Source organism: Mycobacterium sp. NGS15 (assembly GCF_059813245.1).
The window spans coordinates 1-25,667 of the sequence record NZ_JCALEF010000003.1; the positions used below are offsets into that span (position 1 = coordinate 1).

The window sequence follows — 25,667 nt, forward strand, 5'->3', positions numbered from 1 at the left end:
AGCTGCCGCGAGTGTGCTGTTGTCGAACTGGGCCACTGAGAGGAAGCGCGCGGGTACTCGTCCTGGATCTTCATCGGCTCTCCTCTCCGTGGGCACACGTGTCGCAACTGTTTCACGAGCATATGCGTGCAACGGCGTGCCGTTGGCGTTTAGATGCCTTCCGCTGAGGTGTGAGACCGAAACCGTTGCCGCGGTAACTAATTCCGTACTCCGCGGTGGTGTGAGCAGGGTCGGCCTGGCGCGAGTTCAGGCACGAGACGATGGTCAGCGAACTATCCGACGGTGCGTCGACATTGTGTCGGGCGTGTCCGAAATGGGTTGGTGGTCGGCATTCCGTGCAGCATCCGGTCTGGCTGTGAGCGGCTGATGCCGGCCAAGCCTGTTTACCCCGGCGCAGCTGAGCGATCAATCCCTGCAAAATATTGGCGACTTCTGCGCTCAGGACTTCGCCCGTAGGGGCCCGGCGGTATGTCCAGAGCTCCCGTGGCCAAAACGGGGTGGTCGTGTGTCCGGTGGATGAGCCATCGACGGGTGCGTGGTGGGAAGTGTCAGAGAGGGCGTCACGCGGAGAGCGGCATGTAGCGGGCCAGCGGCAGGCTCCTTGCCTGGGTCTTGAGGGCAACATGCAGTTTGGCGCCCTAATGTGAGGCAGGATGCTCAGTGGTCGCCGAGAGCTGGTAACGGAAATTGGTAGCCAGTTGCAATATTGTGAATGCAACGTCAGCGTGTGTACCTGCGATATTGCTTATATTGCACACTGGACCTGCGTAGGTTACGGTTGCCGCGAGCTTGTCGCTGATATAGACATGGGGGGCGCGGCGTTGAATGCTGTGAAACGGACACGCAAGGCTTGTGGGGGTAACCAGCCGGGGCGTGGTGCTGTGCGGAGTAATCGTGTAACCGCGGCGGCAGCGGCGATGTCACTGATGAGTGTCCCGGGGATAGCGCATGCCGATCCGCAGGCGATGCCAGACCAGTACCAGCAGTTCGTCACCGATGATGGCTGGACTGTGGGGCTGACTATGACCGATGAGGTCATCGATCACATCGACAATATTGCCGGTGCCAGCAACAGCTGGCAGGCCCGGGTGTCGTATCGGGCCGAGGCCACGATCACCGGTCAGGGCAGCGCCGTGATCCAGGATGCTCAGTTGGAGACGGGGTATTTCGTGGGTTGCCGTACTGATTCTTCGTCGGGGGTGGAGTTGGGCGGTGACCTCGGTTTGACGCTATCGCAACAGGTTAACGGTCAGGTGTATGGCGGCGGTTACGGCCAGGGCAGCCAAAGTGGCGGCGGCGGTGGCGGTTTCGGCGGGGGATCGGTCGGGGGCTCCTTGGGTGCCCAGGAGCACATCGGCGGCTACATGCGGGTGTTGCTAAAGCCGGGCGGGTTGGCGCAGCTGCCGATGGACCGGATCAACTTCCGGAACATGAAGGCGGTTTCGCGGGTGCGCACCCAGAACGTTGAGGCTGACGGCTGCGGCGGCCAGGTCAAAATCCAGTCGTTTGCCACGTTCCGGATCCGCACTGAGAACGGCAATGACACCCAAACCATCTACGGCGAACCCAAGGACCTGTAGATGACTGTGTGGGTGAGGAGGAGTCGGAGCTCTGGGGCGGGCTGGCGCACAGCTGTCATCGCAATTGTCGGTGTTTTGACGGTTCTTGCGGTGGTCAGGTTCGATGTTGCGCGGGCCTCGGCGGATCCTGGGGTGCCGCCGCCGAAGCCGATCCCGTATCCGGTGGCTCAGCCCGAGGATATGCCTCGTGTGCAGAACATTGGTGGGGCGCAAGCGAAAACGAACACCCCGTTGGGGCTTGGGCCGGGTGTGGGGCCGCCGTTGGCGGCGGCTCGGGAACGCTCCAATGCCACTATCTCTCCGTCCGCCACGGATGGCACGGTGCTGCCGACCGCGATCGCAGGCAAGACAGTCACGCTGCATCTTCCACATGAGCGTGAGCTGTCGGCGGCCGCCTGGGGTGAGGGTGGAAACGCGACGTTCACCTCTCGTGACACCGATTACCGGATCACCCCGTTCGCCGGGGGGGTGCGGATGTGAACATCATGCGACGCACCATTTTCGCCCCGGAGGATTTCACGTTCGGGCTACGCGTTCCCGAAGGCACCCACGTGCGCCAAGGCGCCAACACGGTCCTAGTTGAAAGCGACGCTACCCCAGGGCATCCCGCCACCACCATTGCCACCGTGAGCGTTCCGGTCGCCCGAGACGCGAAGGGCAACCCGGTGCAGATCACGCCGATGATCCACGGCGACTACGTCTATCAGCAATCCAACCTGCGCCTGGAAATGGGCCCAGCCGACATCTTCGCTTTCCCGATCACCATCACCCTGTCCTACCGGGCCTCGTCGGTCCCAGCCACCGGGGCCCTGGCCAGCGACTGGGACGGGCTGCCGGAGGGTGGCGGTGCTCCAGAAGCGGTCAAGGCGGCGCAAATCATCGCCCCACCGACCGATTACATTGCAGATCCGGCAGGGGCGATGCGGCCGGCGAACGTGGATGCCACGCTCTATGCGCAGCGACACGCCAACACCTGTCTGTCGGGGCCCAATGAGTACCGCTCCGAAGACGGCCGTACCGCAAGCTTTTTGGGTTCGTGCCAACGCCAAGCCATGTGCTTGGACGTCAGTCCGGCACTACACAGCGCGAATACATGCAAAAACCAGGCGTTCGCCAACATGTCCGCCCAATGCACCGCCACCTTCGGACAGACCGGCGATCAATACGACGCCTGCCTGAGCGTGGCCAACGGCCATGCTGCCTGGTCTAAAGAGAATCTCTTGACGGACCCACTCTGCCAACCCGCCACCGCAGGCACCGACACCTCCCGGCTGCCATCCAACAACAACCGCTACTGCCGCGCATGACCTTGAAGAGAAAAGGCGACCGCTGATGACACCGATGAAGGCGCATAAAACGTCTGTACCCGTGGGCATCCGGCGCAGCCTGGCGGCCGTCGCGCTCACCGCTGTGGCCATGGCGGGCTGGCACATCACCGACCAGTCGACAGGGATCGGTGCCATCAACCTGATACCGGGTGCCACCGCGGACCCCACAGGCCCGCCCGGACCCACCGGGGGCATGGAAAGCGGCGGAGGCTCGCAATTCCAGCCCCCCGGGATGCCCAACTCCATGCCCGACTACCAGGGTGGTAACCAGCCACCACTGAACCAGGACAACGGGATAAGCATCTACAACTCGGGTGCCCCGCAAGCCGGACAGCAACCCGGCCAGCAAGGCGCACAACAGCCGGGCAATCAACAGCCACAGCACGGCACCCAGCCCCCCGACTACCAAACCGCCACCCCCTACACCCAAGGGCCCGGCCAGGCCAACCCCGATTACCAAGCCCCGCAACAGAACTCGCCACAACAAGGCTCGCAGCAGCAGCCGCAGCAACAGCAGCAGGCCGATCAGCAGCAACAGCAGTCTGATCAGCAACAGAAACAGCAGGACCAAGACAGCCAGGATTCTGAGCAGCGGCGCCAGCAGTGCGATGAAGTTGCACAGCATTACCAAATCGCGGAGACGGTGTGGACCCCCGGTGCTGGTGGGGGCGCTCGTGTTGGCGGGCAGCTGGTTCCGGGCCGGGAAGGCCCCGGCGAGGACGGCTGCAACTGCTCAAATCCGCGCAACAACCAGAAGCAGTCCAACGACGAGGAATCCCAGAAGTGCAAGGGACAGCCCGTCAATGTGCCAGATGGCCAGGCTGCCTCGGCGATTGCATCAGGCCCTAACGATGCTGATACGGCGCTGCGCTCGCAGATGGCAGAGCAGAAGAAGTGGCTGGAGAGCCGCCGAAACGAGATTAATGACAGCTTCTTGCGCCGCAATATCGGCAACCGCGGCGAGCTCTCCAACATCAATGACCGTCTCAATGAGATCAAGTCGATTGAGAACGCGTTAGCCCAGTCGCCGAGTACTTATCTGGTGGATTTCAACGGCCCGGGCACACCGACCACCGGCCGGGGAATGTGGGATACCAGTGAGCGGATTCTGGCAGCGATCTCGGTAGGCAATCCCGCGGTGGCCGATCACGTGTCGGTGACGGTGCCCGGAATCACCAGCTGGACATCCTCGTCGCTGTCGAGCATGGTTCCTGAGGCGTACAACCTCGCAGTGGAAGGCGGCAAGCAACTGCAGCTGTCCGGCCACGGCGGCGAGACGGTGGCCGCGATCGCGTGGATCGGCTACGACGCGCCGGGCATCGACCTGGGGGCCGCCACCCCGGGTAAGGCCGCAAAGGGGGCACAGAACCTGAAGTTGTTCCTATCCATGATGCAGGCGACCAACCCGAACCAGACGGTGGCCCTCTTCGGTCATTCGTACGGTTCTCTGCTGAGCTCGTATGCCCTCAAGAACGGCGCATCGGAGTACGTCGACTACGCAGTGCTCTATGGCTCGCCGGGTCTGGCCGCGGGCACACCCGGTGGGCTGGGGATGAGTCCCGATCGGGTGTTCGCGATGCTGGCCGAGAATGATCTGATCGGCGGTATCAACCCGTTGTGGCCCAGCCCCTATAAGGGGAATTTCAAGCAATTGCTCGCTGACCAGGGAGGCTGCAGCCCGCTAGATAACCAGTTCCGCGAACGCGCCTACGGACATTCGGAATATCCCCGTAAAGGCTCGAATAATGAGCTGCGCATGTCGGGATACAACTTGGCTACCGTGCTCATCAACCAGCCAGGGCTGGCGATACCTGGAAAGACTGGCACGGTCACCAAGGAAATGAAGTGAGGTTCCAGGTGCGAAAGTATCGCGATAACGTCCACGCAGGAGGATCTGTGTATGCCATGTCCAGACGTTCACGTTCACGTTCGCGCTGGGGTGCCGGGGCTGCGGCACTGCTGGCCGCGGTCCTGGTCATGAGCGGTTGCGGCGGCGGCTCGAGTAAGGGTCCGATGAGTGCTGAGCGCCTCCAGGAGGAAATCGCCAAGCTCGCCCCGAAAGGCTCCTCGGAAGAGGGATATGCCGCTGCCGAAGCCGCCATCGCTGAGATGGCCGACCAGATCGCTGCCCTGGTGCCCGGTCTGACCTGGAAATGGCACGATGACGGGCTCCATTGGCTCAGCTGCCTCCAAGACACCCGGTACGAGACACTCGCTGAGGAATCGGTGCTGGCGGTCACCCGTAATACACGGTCTGCACTGTTCAGCGGCCCGATCCCCGAGGATGTGTGGCCAACTGCCGTCAAGATCGTCGAGGACAAAGCACGCGGTTTCGGAATCACGCAGTGGGCGGGGAATACCGATGTGGCGCAAAACCACGACATCGTCATCCACGACAACGACTACAACCCGGACCCCAACAACCAATGGACGAATAGCTTCGAAATTGGTACCCGCGTCGTAGCGAGGCTGGGAGGATCGGTGGGTTGTCGGCTATGGCAGAAGACTCTGGACCGCTACCAGTCCGAACATGGCAAGCCCCCCGCCGGCAGCACCCGGTAAGGCCCAGAACATGACTGACGATATGAACAACGCTGAACCCGACCTTCCTGACAGCGGCGACACACCGAAGATCGAACAGCTCGATGACGACACGGCCACCGGCCCTGTGCAATCCGGCGGCCACCATCGCGAGGTGAGCCGTCCACCAATCGCCCGCAGCACCATGGCTGCCGGTGCAGCTTTGGCGGTCGTGACAGCCCTTGCTGTCGCAGACATGATCTGGTGGCGCCGTGCCGGGCACGGCCTTTGGTGGTTCCTGGTCGCCGCACTGGCAATGGCGGCAGCCTGGCTGCTGGCCACACGCACCTCGCACACCGGCCGCCGCGCCCTGGCGGCCGGCCTAGTCGCGATCGTGGCTGCCGTCGCCGTCGGTGCCGACTACTTGGCCATCAGCCAAGGGTGGCTGCACCGCCAGTACACCGACAAAGAAATAGCGGCGGCCTGGGAACAGGCGTGGAAAGACCTCGACAAGGTTCCCCTGGCGCCACCCGACTTCACCATCCTGCCCCGCCAGTACCCCGACCCCACACAAAAGGTCTCCACAGCGGATACCGCCGCGCCGGTAGGTGCCTGCGCGCAACTCGGCGGCTCCGCAGCACACTCAACCCTGACGGTCGTGCCCTGCGACTCCGAGCGCAGCAACGTCAAAATCATCCAGCAAGTCAGCCACCCCCGTGAATGCATCGGCGATGCCGACCAAAGCTACTACCACAACGGACCGGACGGACAATGGACCGCATGCCTTGACTACGCATGGCAAACCGGACGCTGCCTAGCCATCACGCCCGGGAAAATCATCAACGCCGCCTGCGACGACCCCGCCATACCCAACAAAGAAAAACCGGTACGAGTCTTCCGCAACGTCAACCACACCCACGACTGCAGCCAAGGCGGATTCGCCCACCCCGTACGCCTCTACACCATCTGCACGGAAACCCAGCCCTAGCGCGCCTCACCTGATGCGTGGCCGCCGATCCCCATGGGGCCGTGGTGCGTCGGACGATGATGCCACCGCATCTACCGTTGCTGTGTGAATGGTGCCTCAATGGAACCATTTTGCGCTGATCCAGAAAGAGCGACTTTTCGAATACCTCGCCGGGTGGACCCAGCCAGGCAAGGTCTTCGACCACGTGCAGCCTGCCGACATCGACGAGGACTGCGCGCGGCTGCCGTCATGCAGCGATCGGCTCGCGAGTGCTGGCGAACCGCTTTTCAGCTCTTTCACATCCGATGGAATCTTCCAACAGCTGCGCGCCGTCGGTTTCGCCGACTTCGAAGACCACACCCGCCCGGGACGTCATCGGTTAATACCTTGGCCAATCACCGGACTTGGAGGAGGAACCAGACTGGCGCTCTGTACGTAAGCTGCATCGCCGACGCAGTAGCACCCGGTGGCGGTAGTGACCCCTTTAAGGGACTGGATGTCACCGAAGCTCAAGTGCTGCAGGAAGTCACGGCGCCCGGATTACCGCTGCGAGCTTGGGAGGACTATGGCTACGTTCTCGGACTGAGCGCAACCGACGGGTTGCTCTCGGTCCCGGCTACTCCGAAGACTTCTGGAGCAAGTCGGGTCCGCCGACACGCCGCTCGGGCAGCGCCTGAGGCAAGCCCGCATCGGTGGTGAAGCGACGGTCGCCGGCGTCCATGCCGACGCGAACAACGCGATCACAGTGCAACTTGCTGATCTGCCTGTCGGCCGATACGACGGGCCGGGTTGACGTTTCCATCGTCGGTGCCCCTGCCTCGTCGGCGGTGACAGGCACCCTTGAACGCAGCGCGCGCACCGTGCGAATCGACTCGGCACCGAGCGCCGACCTAAGCGCGAAAGTCCGTGTGGGCAGCCGTCTGCGACTGGACAACAGTTGGTACATCGCGGTGGCGGCATATGCGCGCTGCCAAGTTCTGGGCCGTCCAGGTTTCGACGGCTACGGTCAGTACCGATTGCCAGACGGAAGCCCTCGCTATCCTCAGCGCCCCGTGCTCGCCAGCGCGGCAATTGCCGAGGGAGTCAGCGGTGGTGGCAGGCACACCGGCACCATCCAGGGCAAGGTCATCGCGCTGAGCAACCTGATCGACGCGGACGCGTTTCCGCTGCACGGCGACTGGTACGCAAGACAAGTCAGGGCTGCACTCGGCGATCGCTACGATCAGCAGTTCAGGCTGTGGTTTACCGATGATGCCGACCACAGGGTGGCGCGGACACCGCGATTAATCGACTACAGCGGAGTGCTGCAGCGGGCATTGCTCGATGTTGCCGCGTGGGTCGAAAGCGGCGTGCCGCCAGCACCTTCGACGAACTACCGCGTCGAAGACGGCCAGGTGAAGGTGCCGAGATCGGCGGTTGAACGCCATGGCCTGCAAGCTAGCGTTGACCTGTCCGCGGACGGTCAGCAGCGCGTGGACGTCGCCATCGGGCAGCCCGTGGCACTGACCGCGACGGTCGAGTTGCCAGATCAGAGCGGGCGCGTCACCGAGTTAGCCTGGACGACAACGGTTCCGGCAACTTTGTCCCGGCGGCAGAACCGCACTCCGGCGGTGCCGGTCGCATACAGGTAGATCGACGTGTAAGTTACCCAGCGCCGGGCACTTACTATCCCGCACTGCGTGCAACGGTTGACCACCGTGCTGATCCAATACAGGCCGGTATCCCGTCATTAGGCCGCGTTCGTGTCGTCGTGCATCCCTGAGGCCGATGCATGGATCTTGCCGCATCCGGCGCGTTTAGGTAACCGCGCAACGTCCAAAGGTGTCCGTGCTGGTCCGGCTTTCTGTGGGCGAGTCAATTTGGTGTGGCCGCGAGGCGGCCTTTGAGCCAGCTCTGGGAGTGGTCGAGCCATTGGCGGTAGTGGCGCATGGCGCAATGGTCGTCTCCGGGATAGAGCACAAGTTCGCCCTTTGGTGCCGCGTCGGCGAGGTCGATGGTGTCTTGGGTGCTCAAGAGTGTGTCGTGGTCACCGTTGATTGCTAGCAGCGGAATGCTGATGTGCGCGTAGCGATCCTGGATGGTCAGTGCTTTGAGGGCACGCACGAGTTTGAGGGGGTTGGTTGCGCCGAGAGTATCGGCGAGGGCGCTGATGATGATTTCGGGTGTGCCCAGGGTTCCACCGTTGAAGGAGCGATGGGTCGGTGCTCCGCAGGCAACGGCGCAGGCCAGCCGGTCATCGTTGGCGGCCATGCGCGCGGCCCAGTAGCCGCCGAAGCTGACCCCTACCATGGCAATACGTTTTGCGTCGAGGCGTTTGTCGGCGGCGAGGTGGTCGATCGTTGCGCGGTAGATAGCTTCGGAGTCTGGGCTCATTGGTCGGGTGTAGGCATAGCTGCCGGGCATTTCCATCATGAACATCGCTAGGCCCGAGCCGCGGTAGCGCATTTGTCCGATGGCCAGTTCCTGCACAGTGCCCTCCAGGCCGTTGGTGGTCAACACCACGGGGTGGGGTCCGGGCACTGGAGGCAGGACGAGCCAGCCGCGGACGGTGTCGCCGCCGGCGACGGGAATCTCAACCTGTTCAACCGAGACGTCGATCGCCGGGGCCAGTGCGCTGAGCAATGTGTCGAAAAGGTTCTGTGAGCGCCGGTAGGCCTGCATGCGATGTGGGCTATGCCCTGGGAAAGCGCTGACCTGATAGTAGGTGATGGCTTTGACCCAGGCATCGATCGCCCTGAAAGCTAGGGCGATTCGCGGGCTGTCAGCGGTGGGGGCGTGTGTGTCGACGAGGCGCGCAATGGCGTGTTGGCCCGACTGCGGTCCGTGATCGGCGAACAGCACCGCACCGGGCGCGATCAGTGCGGCCAATGTTGTGATGTCTTCTTCGGCGCTGCCCGTGGTGGGGTCGGTGAGGTTCGGGACGGCGCGAAAGTCGGTGCCGGCCAGCTCGTACAGCAGTTCGGTGGCTCGTTCGGCGTGTTGTGTGGCGATGCGGTTCCAGTAATTGCACCAGCGGTCGTCGTGGAACGAGCGCGCGTGTCGGAGTTGCTGGGTGAAGTCTGTGTGGTCGAGGCCGCCCATGTTGGCGTAGCGCAGGACGAACAGTTTCGGCAAAAAGGGTGCCGCCCCGCTCCAGCGCGCGGCCAAGTTTGTGGTGTGGGTGACAGCACAGGCGGTCACGAATATCTTCTGCAGCAAGCTGGCGGCGGCCATGGGGCGTAGTCCTTTTCAGCGTTCGAGGGTGGTGTGCGCGTGGCGTCGGGCATGTTCGGTGGCGGCTGATGGCGTTCCGCGCCAGGGTGGTCCGTGTCCCGGGACGACAAGCTCGGCGTCGATGCTGGCCAGAGTCTCCAGCGCGGCCGCGGCATCGGCGGGTGCGTGAGAGAAGAATGCCGGTAGTAGCTGGGGCCCGGCGGTGGGCGAGAGCGGGTGGGCGGTCACCAGTGCGTCGCCGGTGATGAGCACACCCTTGTCGGGCAGGTGGAAAGCGCTGTGCCCGGAGGTGTGCCCGGCGCAGGGGACGGGCACTGGGGCGCCGGGGAGATCAAGCGGACCAGGCTCCGGATAGGGCTGCGCATGCGCAATGGACAGGTGTTTGAGGGCGCCGGCGGCGATGATCCGCGCGGTCCAGCCCAGAGCCGCCGGTCGGTAGCAGCGTTTGATGATATCGCTGGGCCGGGCTTGCTGGAGGTGCCCGCCGCGTGCGTGGGCGACCTCTGCGGCGTGCATGAAAACCGGTGTGCCATAACTTCGATGGAAGTGGTTGATCGCCCCCATGTGGTCAAGATGGGCGTGGGTCAGCAGTATCGCGGCCACGTCGCCGGGGTGGCGGCCCAACGCGCGGATCGAGCGCTCGACCCGCGCAATGTCACCGAACCAGCCAGCGTCGATCAAAGTCAGGTCGCTGCCGTCGCGTAGCAGGATCCAGTTGACGTCAGTGCCCTCGACACAGAGGACGTCGGCGGCGACCTCCTGCATAGCGACCCCTTCCATCCGGAACGATCGTTCCGAGACTAGCATCGAAACAGCGGCGTCCGGAACAGATGTTCCGGACTGAAGTGAGGACACCGGATGAAGCTCAGGCGCGTGCGCACACCTGCTGGCCTGCAACTGCAAACGCAGGCAGATAACGATGTTTGGCAGCCGAGTGCTGACCGCTCATGGCTCGGAGGCCCGGTTTTCGACAGCGCATGGGAACTTGCGCGCGCCGACGAGCACCTACAGCGCAGTGAGTTCCTGCTGCCGTTTCAACCGGCCTCGTTCCGCGACTTCATGCTCTACGAGCGCCACGTCCTAGATGCGAGCAAAGGCCTGATTCGCCGGTTTCATCCAGGCCAGTACTGGATTGTCCAGGCCGCCGAAGCGATCACCCGAAGAACGTTCCCCCTGCTCAGACCCAAGCGGCTGTTTTATGCCCAGCCCATCTACTACATGTCCAACGCCATGACGTTCGTGCCTACAGGCACCCCGGTCGCCGCACCGCCCTACAGCCATGCGCTGGACTACGAGCTGGAGATCGGTTTCGTGCTGGCCCGCGGGTTGTTCAACGCCACAGCTGCTGAGGCCCTCGAGGCGATTGGCGCTTTCGTTGTGCTTAACGACTTCAGCGCCCGCGATGTGCAGCGCGCCGAAATGGACAGCGGGTGCGGCCCGCAAAAAGCAAAGCACTTCGCCAGCTCGCTGTCGCAGGTCGCGGTCAGCGCCGATGAAATCCTGCCCCACATCGACACATTGCGCGGATCAGTCGCCATTAATGGGACCACTGTGAGCACGGTCTGTAGCGCAGGCATGCAGCACGGTCTTGGCGAGGTTCTCGCTCACGCATCCCGCGGCGAACACTTACGGCCCGGTGAGCTTTTCGGCACCGGAACACTTCCCGGCGGCAGCGGGATGGAAACCGGGCACTGGTTGCAGGCCGGAGACACCCTGGAGTTAGGTATCGAGGGTATCGGCAGCATCCAGCACAGGATCGTGGCATCGTGACCACCACCGCACCGACCGGTCAGCGCGTCGGCGCGCGTGAAGCCGGCCGCGCCGATACCCAGAACCGATTGCTCAACAGTGCTGAGGAACTCTTCGCCGAGCGGGGGTACTTCGGGATCAGCGTTCGCGAGATCACTGACCACGCCCGAACACGCCTGGCCGCGGTCAGTGAGCAATTCGGGGGTAAGCAAGGGCTGTTTCGTGCTGTCGTGCTGCGACGTATCCAGCCGCTCAACGAGGACCGCCGAACGCGCCTGACAGCAGTACCGGCACGCGGCAGCCGGACCCGGCGCCTGCGTGCGCTTATCGAAGCATTCACCGAACCGATGCACCAACGCGCCGGCGATCCGGGCTGGGACAATTACTTTCGCCTCATCGCTCAGCTCAACAACTCCGGACACCCCATCCGGGCACTGGTGGCCGACGAGTTCAACAGCATCGCCGCCGACTTCATCGCCCATCTGCACGAGCTGTTTCCCGGCGCGGGTGAGGCCGCCCTCCACGACGCCTACCTGCACCTGGTCGCGGCCACGATGCATACCTACTGCGCCAACATGCGCCTGGACAGCCTCAGCGCAGGCCGCATGCACGCCCGTGACATCGACGAACGCCACCAGGCGTTGGTGCGTTTCACCCACGGAGGCATCACCGCCCTGGCGAAAACCTGAGAGCTGCAGGGCCGCCCGGGATTTGAAAGAACAGTCGGCTCACAGGAGACGAGATGGGCTTGCGCGCTTCTGGCGGTGGATGTCTGATCCGAGTGGCCGGCACCGTACAGCCGTTCCGGCTCAGCGCGGTACTGAACCGCTCATCTCGATCATCAGAACACCGACAGCGATGAGGGCGATGCCTACAGCCATTCCTTTGGTGAGTGGCTCATCGAAAAGTATGCGCGCCACCGCCGCCACGAGGACGACACCGCAGGCGGTCCAAATGCCGTAAGCGATACCAACAGGCATGCCCATCGATAAGGTGAACCACAGCAGTACAAACGAGCTGGCATATCCGGCGACGGCGGGGGCGATCCAGAGCTTTCGGGTGAACCCGCGGGATGCTCGCAGCGACAATGTGGCAACGACTTCAAGCATGATTGCGGCGGACAAGGTGAGCCACATCATGATGTGCCTCTTGGCGTTCGCGGATCCTCGGTTGCGGCGACGCGTGCACCGCTTTCTATCAGGACAACACCGGCGACGATAAGCCCTATCCCGATGGTGACCGGCAGGGTCAGCCGGTCGCCGAAAATCGCTGCTGCGGCAAGCGCGGTGACGGCAGTGCCTGAGGCGCCCCAGATTCCGTAGGCGATGCCGACGGGCATGCCTGCGCGCAGCACCGCGACGAGCAGGAAGAAGGCCCCCGTGTATCCCAGAGCGGCCGCTGGCAGCCACAGGAGGTGATCCTGTGAGGCACGAAGGGTCAATGTCGCGGCCACTTCCAGGCCGATGGCACAGGCCAGGGCTGGCGCAACGTGTCTCATCGCCTGGTGCCCTGTCGGCATCGGCTGAGCAGGGTCTCGAATCGGCTGATCAGACTGTAGTAGTGGGTGGGTGAGATGCGTGTGAGTATGTCGATGACCCGGGCGTCGGCGCCAACGAGGATGCGGGCCTTGTGGGCTGCGACGCCGCGGCAGATGATGGCGGCGGCTGCGTCGGGTTCGGTGAGGGCCATCGCGGCGAATTCGTCGATGAGCTGTTCGCGGGCGCGCTCATCCTGGGAGGAGTCACCGATCAGTGCATTGCGGGCGATGTTGGTGTTGATGCCACCGGGATGGACGGTGCTGGCATAAACCCCGGTGCCGCGTAGTTCCTGCCGGAGAGCATCGGTGAATCCGCGGACGGCGAATTTCGCTGCACAGTATGCACTTTGGGTCGGTATACCGGCGAGTCCATAGACGCTTGAGATGTTGACGATGGTGCCGCAGCCTTGCTCGAGAAGGATCGGCAGGAATGCCTTTGTGCCGTTGACGACGCCACCGAAATTGATGTCCCACAGCAAGTTCTCGTCGTCTGGGTTGCCGTCGAGCACGCTGGCATCTAGCGCGATACCGGCGTTGTTGAACACCGCAGAGATCGGGCTGCGCGACCAGTGACGGATTTCGGCGGCGAAGTCGTGTTGCGCGGCGGCGTCGCGCACGTCGACGGTCCTGGCCAGTACCGGCCCCGGCAATGTGGAGGCGGTGCCCTCGAGTCCTTGCGGGTCGATGTCGCTGATGGCGACTTCGCACCCGGCGGCAGAGAGCCGCTGGGCAAGGGCGCGTCCGATACCTGATCCGGCTCCCGAGATCGCCACTGTGCCTTCGATAGCTCGGTTTCTGCTCATGTGTTTCTCCTGTGTCGGATGTCGGTATGTGTGTGCGATTTGGCCGGTTAGTTCGACCAGGCGTCAACGACGTATCGGCCTGTGGTGCGTAACGCATCGAGCCAGGAGTCGGCGTCGTCGCCGCCGTGTCGTAGGTAGATTTCTCGCAGCGCGGCTTCGACGCCGGGTACCAAACGTGTTGCGTCTCCGCAGATGCGCAGTGCCGCACCGGCTTGCAGCTGTGACCACACCTGTTCGTGTTCGTCGAGGATTCGGTGCTGAACGAAGATGTGGCCGTTTTCGGGGGCGCGCGCGAATGTTGGCCGCATGTCGACGGCGCCTTGGGCGTGTGCGTGTTGGAGTTCGGCGCGGTGCAGATAGTCCACGTCGGGGTGATCGCAGCCGAAGTAGCAGGTGAGTGGGGCAGGTTCGGTCACGTGCAGCCGGTCCTGGATCATGGCGCGGAACGGGGCCAGTCCGGTTCCGGCGGCGATGGCGATCAATGGTTGGTGCGGGTCGGTGCGGAACGCTTCGTTGCAGGCCAGTACCCGGCCCAGGATCACATCGCCGGGTTGCAGCCGGCTCAAATAGTGTGAGCCGGTTCCCTGGTAGATGCCGGTGCCGCTTCGGTGTGGTGCTTTCAGCAGGGCCGCCATCAGGTCCACGGCGTGCGGTTGGGCCGAAGGTGAGGATGAGATCGAATAGCGGCGCGGACGCAATGCGGGCAGCATGCCCAGAAATGCTCCGAAGCTAAGTTCCACAGATCTGTAACGCTCGAGCAGGCCTAAGACACTGACTCCGGGGGCGGCGATGTGTTCGGTGAATGCCCCGGCGTCATCGCGCAAGTTTTCTAAGGCCGCCCGCTCGGGTGGGCACGTGCAGTGCTGGGCCAGCGTGCCGATCTGCGCCCGCGTCGCCGGCTGTTGCAGCTCGACGTAGTCGCTGAGCACGGCCCGCACGGTCACGGGCCGATCCACGGGAACGGGGGACTGGCCGTGTCCGCGGCCCCTGATGATGACAGCCATGTCGGGTTCGACACCGAATCGCGCAGTGACACGCTCTACCAGGGGGGCACTGTTGCGGGGCAGCACCGCCAGATGATCACCTGTGCGATAGGCGACGTCGGACGGCAAACTTAACTGGACGAATCGCTTGGAGCGCCCGATCGGGCTGTCCATATCGACGAGTTCAGCTGTTTGTAGGACGGTTAACTCGTGCAGGCCGTGCGTGCGCTTGAGATCTTCCTCGCCGGTCCCGGCGACCGGTTCGAGGGTGAATACCGTCGCGGACTCGGCGCGGCCGGCTCTGCTCCCCGCCGATGAGGAGACAGTATCGTCGGCGGCCGGTAGCAGCGTGGACCACAGTGTGGTAGTCCAGCGATCTATCATGCCAGCGAAATCTCCAGCGACATCGACGATTCCGCGCTCCACGATGCGGCTGGCGCCGGCTGCGGCCAGACGCTCATCGAGCACTGTGGGGATGTGCTGGTAGGTGGCGGCCCAGTTGCGGTCACCTACCCCAAGGATGCCGTAGCGCACCCCGTGCAGCGACTCGGCGGGCAGTTTGTTGATCCAGTCGACGAATTGTGTGGCGTCGTCGGTCGGGAGCCCGTTGTAGGAGGACGCTACGATCACCGCCAGTGTTGCAGGGTCAAGCTGACCGACTGCGTCGTCAAGGCATTTCACCTCGGCCTGAAATCCCAAATCGGCGCCCTGGGCGGCGAGATCACGGCAGATGCCCGCAGAGGTGCCCAGATTGGAGCCGTGCAGCAGCAGAAGTTTCGCTCCTGCAGCCGACCGCAACCGAGCCGCGGCGACCTGGGACAGCTGAATAGCGTTGTTCGGGAGTGTGTTTCGCCGGTCGGCCGGGGTGCGGCGTATCAAGCGCAAGGTCAGCCCGTCGGGCTTGATGGTGAGCGTCTGGGCCAGACGCAGCTGATAGTTGGCGTAGTCGTCGAACCGATAGCGGTGCACCAGCATGGCCAGCACCAGCGTCGCTTCGTGCAGGGCGAACTGCCGGCCGATGCAGGCGCGTTCCCCGTTCCCGAAAGGCTTGAACAGGTGCACCGGTCGCTCTTGGCTGCGTTCGGGTGAAAACCTTTCCGGGTCGAAAGATTCCACACTGTCACCCCACTGAGGGTCACGATGCAGTTGGGGAATGAGAATTTGTAGCGGCGTTCCGCGCCCAATGGTGTACCGGCCGCCGATCACGGTGTCCTGGATGGGTTCGACGGCGTATCCGGGCGCGGTCGGCCACAGTCGCAGTGCCTCGTTGAGGACCTGTTGGATGTAGGTGAGGCGGCCGACATCGGCATGGCCGGGTTCGATATCGTCGCTGCTGCCCCACAGTGCATCTACCTGCGCCTGCGCCGCGGCCAGCACCGCCGGGTGCTTCGCCAGATAGTGGATCGCAAAAGACAATGCGCCGCTGGTGGTTTCGTGACCGGCGATCAGGAAAGTGATGACCTGATTGCGGATGTTCTCATTGCTCAACGGCTCGCCGGTACGTTTGTCGAGTGTATTGAGCATCCGCCCCAGCAGATCGGCGGTCCCGGTGCTTGCCTCGGCGCGGCGCCGACGTATCACCGTCTCGACGACGTCCTGCATCAGGGCGATGTCTTGGTGGTAGCGGCGGTTCTCCTTGCCCCTCAATCCCCTTAACAGCGGCAGTGTTTCGCCGGTGTTCTGCGCATGCAGCAGCGCGCGGGTCATCGCCCCGATGAACGGGTGCGGTTCGTCACGCTCGAAGGACTGTAGGTCGAAGTCGAAGCCGCACAGGCCGATAGTGTCGAACGTCAACCGGGTCATGTCGGCGGCGACATCGACGGCTTGTCCTGCCCGGATGTGATCATCCCAACGGTTCACCAATGAGCGGGCGACACCAACCATGGTCGCGTGGTAGTCGCGCATCGCCTCCACCGAGAACGCGGGCAGCAAGATGTCGTGCGCCTTACGCCAATTGGGTTCGTCGTTGAACGCCGTGAACAGACCGTCGCCGCCGATATCGCGCAACCGGACCAGGTCGGCGTGCACGCTCTTGCGGAACCTCGTGGCATCGGATAGCTCAGCTACCAAGTCTGCGCCTGAGACAAAGATCAGCTCATCGTCGAAAACACGGATACGGAAGATCGGGCCGAGGTCCTTAGCCAGCGACATCATGTGCAGCAGCGCGTCAGCCCCGCTAGGAATGCTCAATGCATGTCCGACCAGCGGAAGCGCGGCCGGCTCGGGGATCGGAGCCGGGGATTGGGTCGTGGCGGTCATCGAACTCCTCAAGGTGCGGCAGTGGGGGTCTGCAACCACGCTAGCGTCAACTTGTTCAATTGACAAAGTCGTATGACAATGTCTATCGACTAGGTCAGCTGTTGCATATCGGATAGGGTCTTTGTGTGGCACACGTGAGCGTCGCTGAGCGCAAGCCCCAACTGATCGCTGCTGCCATTAGCCTGATGAGCCGAGAAGGTGTGAGCGCGGGTAGCACCCGCGCAATCGCCACGGAGGCCGGTGTGGCCCAGGCCCTCGTGCACTATGTCTTCGGCAGCAAGGAAGAGCTGTACCGCGCGGTCATCGAGCAGCTGACCCAGGATCTCGTCGAACAGGTTCGTGACGCGGCCGGCCATGCCTCGGGGTTCGACAACGAATTGCGCCAAATGGTCATCGGGCTGTGGCGAACCGTATGCGAGACCCCACAGACCCATCTGCTGTTAAGCGAAATGCACATCGTCGCGCTGCGCTCACCACAGCTGCGGGCAAGCGCCGAAGATAATCAGCGCGCGGTGCTTGAGGTGACAGCGTCACTGATCGGCGACGCGGCGCTGCGCTCGAATCAGGGTTTGGCCCGGCCGGCAGCGGCGCTAGCGCGCCATTTCCTGGCAGGCTTTGACGGTCTGACACTGCAGCGCTTGACCCTGGCAGATGACGACGCCGAATGGGCGTATCTCGCGGAGCTGATAGCCACGCTACTTGCACTCGCCAAAGGCGAATCAGCGCCCACGGATTTACGCCATGACACCGAAGGGCCGATCCGACCTTGCATGGCCCGCCCAGGGTGAGCCCAGATTCCTTGCGCGCCGCTCCTTCTGCCCGTGCGCTGAGCGTCGGCGCTTTCTTCCTTATGGTGGGTGTCGGCAGCATGTACGGGTTGAGCGCGCTGCAGGTGACTCTGCCCGAGTCGGCTGCAGTGGGGCAGAGCGCGGCAGTTCTGCCCTTCGGTGCGGCCAGCGCAGGCCTGGCAGTGGGCAGCGGATTATCAGCTATGGCGATGGCGCGCTACGGCGCCCGTGCTACCGCCACATTCGGCGCTCTGCTGTGGGCCGCGGCGATCTTCATCGCCGGTCTGGCGGTGGGGTCCGGCGGCCTCGGCCTCTTATTGGCCACGTTCGCTGTGGGGGGAGTCGGCGTGGGACTGACCTACCTCACCATCATCGCCACGGTCGCTCCCGCGCTCCCGACTAGACCCGTGATCGGCTCAGCGATCGGACCACTCGGCTTTGCCATCGGTGCGGCTGCTCTCATGCTCGTCGCGTCGAGCCGCTTCACCCAAGGCGGGACGGGATCGATCGGGGCTGTATTGATGTGGTCCGGCGGCGTAGCAGCCGCGGTCGCAGTATTCGCGGGCCGCGGGCTACCCCGCGAAATTGCTGAGGCGATCGAGCCCGCACAACCGACCGCGCGGCCCGCGCGCCGGGTTCTTGGCGCACTGCTGTTCTGCAACGCTTTCCCGGGAATGCTGTTGCTGGCCATCATTATTCCCGTCCTTGCCGATACGCGCGAACGCCCGAAACTGGGGTCCTGCGAGATTGCTGTCGCTGTTGCCACCATCGCGCTGTTCCTAGGCGGGTTGCTCGCGCCGCAGCTGCGATCTTCGCTCGACGCTCGGCGCGCCTTCGTCGTCATGTTCCTAATCCGAGGCTCGGCACTGCTTATCGTGCCGTTCATCCACACAATGACTGCGGTGATGGTTCTGACGATCGTGACGTTATTCGGGCACGGTGCCGGCTTCGGCTTACTTCCCGCCTTGATGCGGGCCCAGGACCATCCCGGTAGGTTCGCCGGGAACTATGCACAGATTCTTGTCAGCTGGGGCGTGGCAGGCATCACCAGCACGGCGGTGGCTGCCGGCGCGCGGGCACTCACCGGAGGATTTGCGGCCGCTTTCGTACTGGCCGGAGTATTGGCACTTTCCAGTGCCGCAATCCTGACCGCATACGGCACAAACATGCCAGCTCTCGCCGACCCGGATCCTTGATGACGTGTTGGTCCGGTGAGCCCAGAGCTCGGTACGAGCGATCCGGGCGTCCTGGATCCGTATCTAGTTGCCCCCCACTAAATACTCAGGGAAGGGGTTACGAACGTCGGGAAGGTTGACCAACTGCCTGCTGCTTCAAGCACACCAAGACTGCACATTTAGATGCCGGTTAATGCCTGCAGTCGGGTCAATGTCGGCAGGTCTCATGCTTGGAAAGTTACTCGCCGGTAGGCTGGGTGTTCATTGACTGGAGGGGCTTTCGTGGCCGACACCAAGTTCGTTGATATCCATGGCGAGCGACACGCTGTCCTTGATGAGGGGGAGGGTGAGGCGCTGCTGTTGATTCACGGCATGGCGGGCAGCTCGCAGACCTGGCGGGCCATACTGCCTGAGCTGGCCAAAAAATATCGTGTGATTGCACCGGACTTGCTGGGACACGGCTTGTCGGCCAAGCCGCGCACTGACTACTCGCTGGGTGCTTTTGCTGTTGGGTTGCGTGATCTGCTCGATGAACTCGGCGTGCAGTCCGCCACCGTGGTCGGGCATTCGCTCGGTGGCGGTATCGCGATGCAGTTCCTGTACCAGCACCCCACGTATTGTCGCCGGCTGGTGTTGATCAGTAGCGGGGGTCTTGGGCCCGATGTGGGATGGATCCTGCGTCTGCTGTCCGCTCCGGGCGCGGAGTTTGTGATGCCGTTGATCGCCCCCGCCCCGGTTTTGGCCGCAGGCAACTTCCTGCGGTCGCGGCTTAGTGCGCTCGGTGTGCAGTCTGCGCGGGGCGCCGAAATCTGGAACGCCTACTCGTCGTTCGCCGATCCGCAGACCCGTGAGGCTTTCTTGCGCACGCTGCGATCGGTGGTCGACTACCGAGGCCAGTCCGTCAACGCACTCAACCGGCTCAGCCTGCGCCAGGATCTGCCAACCCTGATGATCTGGGGTGAAAACGACGACATCATCCCGGTCGATCATGCCTACAGCGCACTGAAGGCCCGTCCACAGTGTCGACTCGAAGTACTTCCGGAAGTCGGGCACTTCGCCCAAGTCGAAGCCCCGGCCCAGGTAGTAAGCCTGCTCGACGACTTTATCGCCACCACAGCCGCATCCGCGTCAGCAACAGCCAGCGGCAGAAACTAGCCGCTTTAGGTTGAACCTGGCCAACGAAAATGGTTGGCGGATCCGCTAATCGGGATGCTCGAGTAGCGGTCACAGCCAGTGGTGACTAGCAGCGAGGCTGGAGAGCTGACGCCATGGCGGATGCTCAACGCGGCTAGTTGGCTGCGTTGAATGCGTCCACGACGCCGGTGGGAATGCGGCCGCGCGGGGATACGTCGTGTCCATTCTTGCGCGCCCATTCTCGGATGGCAGCGCCTTTTCCGCGATCGAGCACGGTACGGCCTCGGCTCGTTGCTGAATTCCCGCGGTTGCTGCGATGACTGCTGGCCCTTCGCGCGTGCTCGATCCAGGTCGAGAGCTGATCGCGCAGTTTCTGCGCATTTTTCGAAGAAAGGTCGATCTCATAGGTGACGCTGTCGACGCTGAATTCGACGGTCTCATCGGCAGCTTTGCCGTCGGTGTCGTCGACCAGTGTCTCCGTGACCTTTTTCGCCACCAGGGGCGAAGTGAGAATTTCCACTCGGCGTTGGTGGACAGACAGAATGTCGCGCTCGACGTGATCACTTTCTGTGGTGGCGCAAATGCCGGCGACTAGCGTGCAGTGTTCTTGAGGTAGTCGATGAGTAGGGGGTGGAGGCGGTATTGGGTGAAGTCTGTGGCTGGGTCGGGTCGCCAGAAGACGGGGGTGTCGTGTTCTTCGACAGCCTGGCTGCATTGACGTAACAGTGTGTCGCTCAACGGATCTGAGCCATGCTGGCGCAGTGCCTTTTTGAGCGCTTCGGGTAGGGCGCGCCAGATGGTTGCGGGGTCCAGTTCGGGATGCACGCTGCACACTCTAGGCGTGTGGGTCGCTGATGTGCTGGTGCTGGTGTGCGGCTTGTCGTGTCGGTCATTGATGTTCGGTCGAGGCAGCTGGTTGGCTGCCGGGTCGTTTTGGTGCGGATCCGTTGCTGCGGTAGGACTTGGCTAGTGTGAGGGTCCATTCTTTGGTGGTCATGGGTGGTGGTGCGGTGAGCCATGATTCGCTGATTTGTTGTGTGGGTGTGCCGTTGAGCCAGTTGATGATGGCTTGGGCGTGTCGGGTGTTGTCGTGGGGTGGTGGGGTGTCGTTGAGGGGCATGTGGGTGTGTTGTGCGAGCAGGCTTAGGCCGTCTTGGATTTGTGCGGTCCATTCATAGACGCGTTCGGATGCGGTGGTGCCTGGGGGCACCGGTGGGCCCAGGCCAGGGAACTGGGCATCGAGTAGGTGATGTAGTGGGGCCAGCCGTTGGAGCTCGCGGCGCGCGTTGCGTCGTGTTTCCCAGGGCGGCCAGATGATTGCGGCCAGGAACAGCAGGGGTGCTGCTAGGCCGGGGGCTATCTGAAATAGCAGGTGGTGACTTGCTGGGACATTTTTTCCCAGATGTAGGGCCAGCGGGGTCCATATGCCGCCGTGAATTATCGGGGGCAGCTGAAATATTGATGCGGCCGTGAGGAATCGCATACCTTTGCCTGCGGGCGATGAATCTGCTGCGCGCACGCCGAGGACGATGAGATGGGCGAATACTGCTGCGGCGTAGGCGTGCGTGATGATGGTCGCTGCTATCAGCGGGGTTTGGCCGCTGATCGTGCTGATCGCGTACGGGCTGCCCTCGGGGATGGTTACGGTGGCACTGATGAGCAGGACGACTGTGAGAGTCGCTAGCGCAGATCCGGCAATGATACGAATGCCGTTGCGCAGGATAAATTCTCGCACGGTCGTGAGGCTCAGGACGAACGCGTGCAGGCTGGCTGCTGGTGCGATGATGGTGCCGGCGGCAAGCTGGAATGCTTGTAGCGTGTCCGGGAGTGCGGCCCAGATGTATTCGATATCCGATAGCACCCAGAACCATAGTGAGATGAGGAATGCTGTGATGGCTGCACCCGGGATCGAGGGGTGTTGGCGCAGCCGCCATATCCGGTAGATCACTAGCGGGAAGGTCGCCGTGAGCAGGACGATATGCAGGATCTGCATGTCAGTTCAGGGCGTCATCGATGCGGTACCGAGACAGTCTTTCTCCTTCGGCGGCGGCGCGTTCCAGGCGGCGCATCAGCAGACTGGCAAAGCGTTCGGCGGCGATTTCCTCGCGCGGCCACCGACAGGCCTCATCGCATGATCGTTGCAGCATGAAAGCCACCAGATCGGGGGAAGCGGCCTGCATCTGCGCCGTCGTGTAGTCGATGACGGTTTGTCCCCGATGTCCAAGGGCCATGTGTCCGAGTTCGTGGGCGATGGTGCGCTCGCGGGTCAGTGCCCCAGGCCGAATCTTGAGCACGTCCTTGTCGGGCAGGGATAGCCACTGCCCGAAGACGCCCACCGGTAGGGGCTCGTCCTGTATGCAGATTGGCTTGCCGCGGCGCAGCCCCCAGGCCTCGACCAGAGCCAGCAGCGATCCGGTCGGGGCGGGTGCTGCGGCGAAAACCTCCTCGACCGCGGCATCTACTGCCGCCCTGATGTGAGTGTCTTCGTCGCGGCGGCCACGCGCACTGAACCGGCGCATACCAATACCCCGCCGACCACCCATTTGCCGACGGTAGCAAACCCTCGACGTCTTCGACAAGGCGAAGCTGCATACAGGCCCCATCAGCGCGTCGCGCCGACCGACGGGGAGTAATTTCAGCGTGCGACCTGGTGTCGCGGGTGCACGCGGCATCAGGGCTATTGCCTCAGCGGTTGTCGACATCGATGCAGTGTCGACTGTGGTCGGAAACGTGCTGATTCTGTTTGGGTTGACGCTCGTTCTGCCTTCGGTCTCGGTGTCGATCCGGCGTCTGCACGATGCGAACCTGTCTGGCTGGCTATACCTGTTGTCGTTCATTCCGGTGGTCAACTACTTCACGGCGATCGTCTTTGGTCTGTTGAACACGGATCCGGCAGGCGCCCGCTACGACCGCCGTTAGTCTGGCCGGCCGCGTGACGCTGGTATGAGTCATGCTGTGCGTGTTTGGCCTCATCCACTGGGATTGATGCCCGCTCGCCCTCTGGCGACCGGGTGTCGCCGCGCTGACAGTCTGCTTTGCCTAGGCTTTCCGGTCGGACTGGCCACCTGCATCCTGCTGCTCGAACAGCTCGAAGAACGGCTGTAGCGAACTATTCATCGAGCCCTGTTAGGGTTGCGACTGCCTCCGCGCTCACCTCACCCCCCGATGGTTCGAGCGCGGGGGCACCTCTCGTTTCAGCACTTCCGGCAGCACCCGCGCCGGCAACGGCCGGGGGGCACTTCCCTTACGCCATCGGCCGGGGGCCTTGCTCGTAAATTCCTCTCCGTAGAAGGCCGGCAACCACCGCTACCGTGCATAGTGCAGCAACACCCTATTTCGGTGTGTGCGGCGCTCCACGATTGTCGCGACGGGGGAGCACGCAGGAGCCCTTCTTTCACCCGTTATGGGCTTCATAGTCGCCCAGTAACTGGATCTGCACAGCCCTCGGACAATCCTGTCGGGTCGGTTTGTTCGCGGCGCCTGTTGGCGGCTAATTTGTGGGAATGGCTCGTCAGTGGATGCGTTGGCGTCGGGCGGCCGACCGCTGCGAGTACGACGGGCAGGTGAGTGTTGTTGCTGCGGTGGATCAGGTGTTGGCTGGGGTGCCGGTGTCGGGTTGTTCGGTGAGCGCGCTGACGCAGGCGTGGGTTCAGGCCCAGGGCCGGTCGTTGACGATTCAGGATGTGGTGTTGCCGGCGGGGGTGTTCGGGCGGTGGTTGTCATTGCCGGACCGCGACGTGGTTCAGGTGGGTGTGGGTGTGGTGGGCCGCGATCGCACGATCGCTCATGAGTTGGGGCACATGGTGCTGGGGCATCGAGGCCGGCCGGTGACCGAATATGTCGAGGGAATAGTGCAGGCGGCCTCTTCGGACCTGATCGCGCATATGTTGCAGCGGGCGTGCTGTGATGACAATCCGGGGATGCCGGGGGTGTGGCAGCAGGACGAAGTGGCGGCCGAATGGTTCGCGGGACTGTTGACGCGCCGCGTGGAGGCGAGCAGTCAGCGCAGACTCGGGCGTGGTTATGACCTCGACGACGCATTGGGATGATGACGCTGTCGATTGTGGCGGCCTGGGACCAGCTGCCGCGTGAACGGGGCTATCTGAGGGTAGCCACCCTCGTGGTGGTGGTGTGTTTGACACCTGCGGTGGTGTATCGGATGTGGCGGTGGCGGCAACGCCGCTCGTCCCCAGCAGCCGGCGTCTCGGCAATTGCCGTGAGTGCCTTGTGGTTGTGGCTGTTGCTGCATGGGTGGTGGGAGGGGCTGCCTCCGGTTGCAAAGGCCGTGGAGATAACCGGGGGCCCCGGTGTGGTCTGGGCGTCCGTCTTGCAGGTGTTCATGCTGCGCCTACGGGGTGTTTCGGGGCCTCGGCTGCGTCGCACCGTGTGGTTTATCGTCGCGACGGCATTGTGCGTGCTCAGCGTTATGACCGCTGCTGTCGTTATCTGGGATGCGGCGTCTGTAGATCTTGATGTCTACCGCTTCAACGCGGCTCCTAATTTTACTAATCCGGGGCTGGTGATCGCGGCGGTAACCAGTGCGATGTACTCGTTCGCTGTGTTGGTGCAGATGGTGTGGCTGGGTGTGCGCTACGCCGACAACACGCCCACAGGGTGGGGCCTAGGGCTTCTGGGCGCCGCCGCGGCAGCATGTTTGGTGCCCGTGGTGCGCGGCGGAATCATGCACCACTTAGGTATCGCCGTCGTGCGAGACAGTATGTGGCTCAGCACTGTCCCGGCCACCCTATGTGCGGCATTGTTGATCGCCGGGTTCGCCGCGCCTCCACTGATGATGTACGCGCAGGCTCGCCGGAAACTAGCCCAGCTCAAGCCGATTCGAGATTTCCTGGTCAGTGCTTTGCCGAGCTTGGATGCACCGCTTGCTCCAGGGGCCAGCCGCACGGATGTGGTTCATGAGTGGTGCAGCCAGATTCAGGACGGGCTGACCCTGAGCGCCCAGCAGCGCGGCACACCGCTGCAGGGTATTCAGCCGCCGGCGACGTTGGGCGAGCGGGCCGACGCGGTGGCCCGCTGGCTGGCGGACGTTGCGGAACCAAACCTGAACTGCCAGTGGCTAACCGCACCAGAAACGGTAACCAGCCAGGACTGGACATTAGCGATCGCCGCGGCTTACCAGCGCTACAGGGCCAGCGCGGATTTAGCAGGGGCGCATTAGACGCGCTCAGACGACTGGCTATGTCGGCAATGCCTAGCGGGGCAATCGACCTGCGGCGCGCGCTGGGCGACGGGTGTTAGACAACCATCGGTTGTCGTCCGGCTGTGCCTTATGCTGGTTGTACTGATTCCGGTCATGTTGCGAGGTCGGCTGCTCCTTGTCCACGACGGAGGTTCGCCCTGCGCCGACGCCTTCGTGCTGGATCTGAGCGGTAGCGGCCTCGGTCAAGGATCTTCGGTACCAGCTCTCGCCAACGGCGCTGACGGGTGACCCCACGAGAGGCTGTGCGTGGCCCGCTCCATGCCTCGGTGTGCTCAGGGCAATAGCGGGTGAAGCGGATCAGGTTGGGACATTAGACACTGGCGCTCTCGGCATCAGCGGCGTTCGGTGTCGCCAACAAGCACAACGGGCTCGGCTGCAACCACTGAACTTCACCACCTTGGATCTTCGCAGTT

At 63.3% G+C, this 25,667-nt stretch carries 25 protein-coding genes and 1 pseudogene; 14 read left to right on the top strand and 12 right to left on the bottom strand.

Annotation, left to right across the window (positions count from 1 at the left end; all coding sequences use genetic code 11):
* Nucleotides 1-917 precede the first annotated feature (917 nt).
* From AC5Y5C_RS07635 to AC5Y5C_RS07655, 5 genes and pseudogenes are all read left to right on the top strand, one after another.
* Complete coding sequence (locus AC5Y5C_RS07635; protein ID WP_499971760.1) at nt 918-1,580, top strand: MspA family porin; 663 nt, start codon at nt 918-920, stop codon at nt 1,578-1,580.
* A pseudogene (locus AC5Y5C_RS07640) lies at nt 1,581-2,887 on the top strand (hypothetical protein). It abuts the gene before it with no gap.
* Nucleotides 2,888-2,912: 25 nt separating this feature from the next.
* A complete protein-coding gene (locus AC5Y5C_RS07645) occupies nt 2,913-4,757 on the top strand; it encodes an alpha/beta hydrolase (RefSeq protein ID WP_499970706.1) in 1,845 nt (614 codons plus the stop codon).
* Nucleotides 4,758-4,813: 56 nt separating this feature from the next.
* Nucleotides 4,814-5,470 (top strand): LppA family lipoprotein, encoded by a 657-nt coding sequence (locus tag AC5Y5C_RS07650; RefSeq protein ID WP_499970708.1) that lies wholly within the window; start codon nt 4,814-4,816, stop codon nt 5,468-5,470.
* On the top strand, nt 5,439-6,416 hold the full coding sequence (locus tag AC5Y5C_RS07655; protein WP_499970709.1) for an LppU/SCO3897 family protein: 978 nt from the start codon (nt 5,439-5,441) through the stop codon (nt 6,414-6,416). Before AC5Y5C_RS07650 ends, AC5Y5C_RS07655 begins: the two co-directional genes overlap by 32 nt.
* Before the next feature lie 226 nt (nt 6,417-6,642).
* Here AC5Y5C_RS07655 and AC5Y5C_RS07660 read toward each other — a convergent pair whose 3' ends face one another.
* Together AC5Y5C_RS07660 and AC5Y5C_RS07665 are read right to left on the bottom strand one after the other, a co-directional pair.
* On the bottom strand, nt 6,643-6,771 hold the full coding sequence (locus AC5Y5C_RS07660) for a hypothetical protein (protein WP_499970711.1): 129 nt from the start codon (nt 6,769-6,771) through the stop codon (nt 6,643-6,645).
* Nucleotides 6,772-7,011: 240 nt separating this feature from the next.
* A complete protein-coding gene (locus tag AC5Y5C_RS07665) occupies nt 7,012-7,197 on the bottom strand; it encodes a hypothetical protein (RefSeq protein ID WP_499970713.1) in 186 nt (61 codons plus the stop codon).
* A gap of 25 nt (nt 7,198-7,222) precedes the next feature.
* Here AC5Y5C_RS07665 and AC5Y5C_RS07670 point away from each other — a divergent pair, with 25 nt between their 5' ends.
* Nucleotides 7,223-8,026 carry a hypothetical protein gene (locus tag AC5Y5C_RS07670; RefSeq protein WP_499970715.1) on the top strand — a complete coding sequence of 268 codons (804 nt, stop codon included), beginning with the start codon at nt 7,223-7,225 and terminating at the stop codon, nt 8,024-8,026.
* A 223-nt stretch (nt 8,027-8,249) separates the two neighbouring features.
* On the opposite strand, the gene AC5Y5C_RS07675 is transcribed toward AC5Y5C_RS07670, so the two are convergent.
* Together AC5Y5C_RS07675 and AC5Y5C_RS07680 are read right to left on the bottom strand one after the other, a co-directional pair.
* Complete coding sequence (locus AC5Y5C_RS07675) at nt 8,250-9,608, bottom strand: alpha/beta hydrolase family protein (RefSeq protein ID WP_499970717.1); 1,359 nt, start codon at nt 9,606-9,608, stop codon at nt 8,250-8,252.
* Between the two features lie 15 nt (nt 9,609-9,623).
* The gene (locus AC5Y5C_RS07680; RefSeq protein ID WP_499970719.1) at nt 9,624-10,388 is read right to left on the bottom strand and encodes an MBL fold metallo-hydrolase; all 765 of its coding nucleotides are present in this window, start codon (nt 10,386-10,388) and stop codon (nt 9,624-9,626) included.
* Between the two features lie 78 nt (nt 10,389-10,466).
* Here AC5Y5C_RS07680 and AC5Y5C_RS07685 point away from each other — a divergent pair, with 78 nt between their 5' ends.
* Together AC5Y5C_RS07685 and AC5Y5C_RS07690 are read left to right on the top strand one after the other, a co-directional pair.
* Complete coding sequence (locus AC5Y5C_RS07685; protein WP_499970720.1) at nt 10,467-11,378, top strand: fumarylacetoacetate hydrolase family protein; 912 nt, start codon at nt 10,467-10,469, stop codon at nt 11,376-11,378.
* Nucleotides 11,375-12,046, top strand: a complete 672-nt coding sequence (locus AC5Y5C_RS07690) for a TetR/AcrR family transcriptional regulator (RefSeq protein ID WP_499970722.1) — start codon at nt 11,375-11,377, stop codon at nt 12,044-12,046. The genes AC5Y5C_RS07685 and AC5Y5C_RS07690 overlap by 4 nt, the downstream gene beginning before the upstream one ends.
* Nucleotides 12,047-12,166: 120 nt before the next feature.
* On the opposite strand, the gene AC5Y5C_RS07695 is transcribed toward AC5Y5C_RS07690, so the two are convergent.
* From AC5Y5C_RS07695 to AC5Y5C_RS07710, 4 genes are read right to left on the bottom strand one after another with little or no spacing between them, the layout of a single operon-like run.
* The gene (locus AC5Y5C_RS07695; RefSeq protein WP_499971763.1) at nt 12,167-12,493 is read right to left on the bottom strand and encodes a DMT family transporter; all 327 of its coding nucleotides are present in this window, start codon (nt 12,491-12,493) and stop codon (nt 12,167-12,169) included.
* The gene (locus tag AC5Y5C_RS07700; protein WP_499970724.1) at nt 12,493-12,855 is read right to left on the bottom strand and encodes a DMT family transporter; all 363 of its coding nucleotides are present in this window, start codon (nt 12,853-12,855) and stop codon (nt 12,493-12,495) included. Before AC5Y5C_RS07700 ends, AC5Y5C_RS07695 begins: the two co-directional genes overlap by 1 nt.
* Entirely contained in the window at nt 12,852-13,697 is an 846-nt protein-coding gene (locus tag AC5Y5C_RS07705; RefSeq protein WP_499970726.1) for an SDR family NAD(P)-dependent oxidoreductase, read from the bottom strand. The genes AC5Y5C_RS07700 and AC5Y5C_RS07705 overlap by 4 nt, the downstream gene beginning before the upstream one ends.
* A gap of 47 nt (nt 13,698-13,744) precedes the next feature.
* On the bottom strand, nt 13,745-16,939 hold the full coding sequence (locus AC5Y5C_RS07710; RefSeq protein WP_499970727.1) for a cytochrome P450: 3,195 nt from the start codon (nt 16,937-16,939) through the stop codon (nt 13,745-13,747).
* Between the two features lie 125 nt (nt 16,940-17,064).
* Between AC5Y5C_RS07710 and AC5Y5C_RS07715 the strand changes: the two genes are divergently transcribed.
* The 3 genes from AC5Y5C_RS07715 (at nt 17,065) to AC5Y5C_RS07725 (ending at nt 20,057) form a co-directional block, all read left to right on the top strand.
* On the top strand, nt 17,065-17,727 hold the full coding sequence (locus AC5Y5C_RS07715) for a TetR/AcrR family transcriptional regulator (protein ID WP_499970729.1): 663 nt from the start codon (nt 17,065-17,067) through the stop codon (nt 17,725-17,727).
* Nucleotides 17,724-18,923, top strand: a complete 1,200-nt coding sequence (locus AC5Y5C_RS07720; protein WP_499970731.1) for an MFS transporter — start codon at nt 17,724-17,726, stop codon at nt 18,921-18,923. The genes AC5Y5C_RS07715 and AC5Y5C_RS07720 overlap by 4 nt, the downstream gene beginning before the upstream one ends.
* A gap of 261 nt (nt 18,924-19,184) precedes the next feature.
* Complete coding sequence (locus tag AC5Y5C_RS07725; protein WP_499970733.1) at nt 19,185-20,057, top strand: alpha/beta fold hydrolase; 873 nt, start codon at nt 19,185-19,187, stop codon at nt 20,055-20,057.
* Nucleotides 20,058-20,190: 133 nt separating this feature from the next.
* On the opposite strand, the gene AC5Y5C_RS07730 is transcribed toward AC5Y5C_RS07725, so the two are convergent.
* From AC5Y5C_RS07730 to AC5Y5C_RS07745, 4 genes are all read right to left on the bottom strand, one after another.
* Complete coding sequence (locus tag AC5Y5C_RS07730; protein WP_499971765.1) at nt 20,191-20,532, bottom strand: histone-like nucleoid-structuring protein Lsr2; 342 nt, start codon at nt 20,530-20,532, stop codon at nt 20,191-20,193.
* Nucleotides 20,533-20,627: 95 nt separating this feature from the next.
* Complete coding sequence (locus AC5Y5C_RS07735; protein WP_499970735.1) at nt 20,628-20,861, bottom strand: hypothetical protein; 234 nt, start codon at nt 20,859-20,861, stop codon at nt 20,628-20,630.
* 64 nt (nt 20,862-20,925) lie between these two features.
* Nucleotides 20,926-22,029: a hypothetical protein gene (locus tag AC5Y5C_RS07740; RefSeq protein ID WP_499970737.1), complete on the bottom strand. Its 1,104-nt coding sequence runs from the start codon at nt 22,027-22,029 to the stop codon at nt 20,926-20,928.
* Nucleotide 22,030: 1 nt separating this feature from the next.
* Entirely contained in the window at nt 22,031-22,579 is a 549-nt protein-coding gene (locus AC5Y5C_RS07745) for a M78 family metallopeptidase domain-containing protein (RefSeq protein ID WP_499970739.1), read from the bottom strand.
* Between the two features lie 97 nt (nt 22,580-22,676).
* On the opposite strand from AC5Y5C_RS07745, the gene AC5Y5C_RS07750 reads away from it, so the two are divergent.
* The 3 genes from AC5Y5C_RS07750 to AC5Y5C_RS07760 all read left to right on the top strand — a co-directional run bounded on the left by AC5Y5C_RS07750 (nt 22,677) and on the right by AC5Y5C_RS07760 (nt 25,212).
* A complete protein-coding gene (locus tag AC5Y5C_RS07750) occupies nt 22,677-22,955 on the top strand; it encodes a DUF805 domain-containing protein (protein WP_499970741.1) in 279 nt (92 codons plus the stop codon).
* A gap of 599 nt (nt 22,956-23,554) precedes the next feature.
* Complete coding sequence (locus AC5Y5C_RS07755; protein ID WP_499971767.1) at nt 23,555-24,085, top strand: hypothetical protein; 531 nt, start codon at nt 23,555-23,557, stop codon at nt 24,083-24,085.
* A complete protein-coding gene (locus AC5Y5C_RS07760; RefSeq protein ID WP_499970743.1) occupies nt 24,085-25,212 on the top strand; it encodes a hypothetical protein in 1,128 nt (375 codons plus the stop codon). Before AC5Y5C_RS07755 ends, AC5Y5C_RS07760 begins: the two co-directional genes overlap by 1 nt.
* Nucleotides 25,213-25,667: the final 455 nt, after the last annotated feature.

Excerpts from the sequence above, each read along its gene's own strand:
- AC5Y5C_RS07680 (WP_499970719.1), bottom strand. The coding sequence starts at position 10,388 with ATGGAAGGGGTCGCTATGCAGGAGGTCGCCGCCGACGTCCTCTGTGTC.
- AC5Y5C_RS07675 (WP_499970717.1), bottom strand. The coding sequence starts at position 9,608 with ATGGCCGCCGCCAGCTTGCTGCAGAAGATATTCGTGACCGCCTGTGCT.
- AC5Y5C_RS07695 (WP_499971763.1), bottom strand. The coding sequence starts at position 12,493 with ATGTGGCTCACCTTGTCCGCCGCAATCATGCTTGAAGTCGTTGCCACA.
- AC5Y5C_RS07665 (WP_499970713.1), bottom strand. The coding sequence starts at position 7,197 with ATGGAAACGTCAACCCGGCCCGTCGTATCGGCCGACAGGCAGATCAGC.
- AC5Y5C_RS07645 (WP_499970706.1), top strand. The coding sequence starts at position 2,913 with ATGACACCGATGAAGGCGCATAAAACGTCTGTACCCGTGGGCATCCGG.
- AC5Y5C_RS07740 (WP_499970737.1), bottom strand. The coding sequence starts at position 22,029 with ATGCAGATCCTGCATATCGTCCTGCTCACGGCGACCTTCCCGCTAGTG.
- AC5Y5C_RS07745 (WP_499970739.1), bottom strand. The coding sequence starts at position 22,579 with ATGGGTGGTCGGCGGGGTATTGGTATGCGCCGGTTCAGTGCGCGTGGC.
- AC5Y5C_RS07685 (WP_499970720.1), top strand. The coding sequence starts at position 10,467 with ATGAAGCTCAGGCGCGTGCGCACACCTGCTGGCCTGCAACTGCAAACG.
- AC5Y5C_RS07650 (WP_499970708.1), top strand. The coding sequence starts at position 4,814 with ATGTCCAGACGTTCACGTTCACGTTCGCGCTGGGGTGCCGGGGCTGCG.
- AC5Y5C_RS07655 (WP_499970709.1), top strand. The coding sequence starts at position 5,439 with ATGGCAAGCCCCCCGCCGGCAGCACCCGGTAAGGCCCAGAACATGACT.
- AC5Y5C_RS07635 (WP_499971760.1), top strand. The coding sequence starts at position 918 with ATGTCACTGATGAGTGTCCCGGGGATAGCGCATGCCGATCCGCAGGCG.
- AC5Y5C_RS07660 (WP_499970711.1), bottom strand. The coding sequence starts at position 6,771 with ATGACGTCCCGGGCGGGTGTGGTCTTCGAAGTCGGCGAAACCGACGGC.
- AC5Y5C_RS07705 (WP_499970726.1), bottom strand. The coding sequence starts at position 13,697 with ATGAGCAGAAACCGAGCTATCGAAGGCACAGTGGCGATCTCGGGAGCC.
- AC5Y5C_RS07710 (WP_499970727.1), bottom strand. The coding sequence starts at position 16,939 with ATGACCGCCACGACCCAATCCCCGGCTCCGATCCCCGAGCCGGCCGCG.
- AC5Y5C_RS07755 (WP_499971767.1), top strand. The coding sequence starts at position 23,555 with ATGCGTTGGCGTCGGGCGGCCGACCGCTGCGAGTACGACGGGCAGGTG.
- AC5Y5C_RS07700 (WP_499970724.1), bottom strand. The coding sequence starts at position 12,855 with ATGAGACACGTTGCGCCAGCCCTGGCCTGTGCCATCGGCCTGGAAGTG.
- AC5Y5C_RS07760 (WP_499970743.1), top strand. The coding sequence starts at position 24,085 with ATGACGCTGTCGATTGTGGCGGCCTGGGACCAGCTGCCGCGTGAACGG.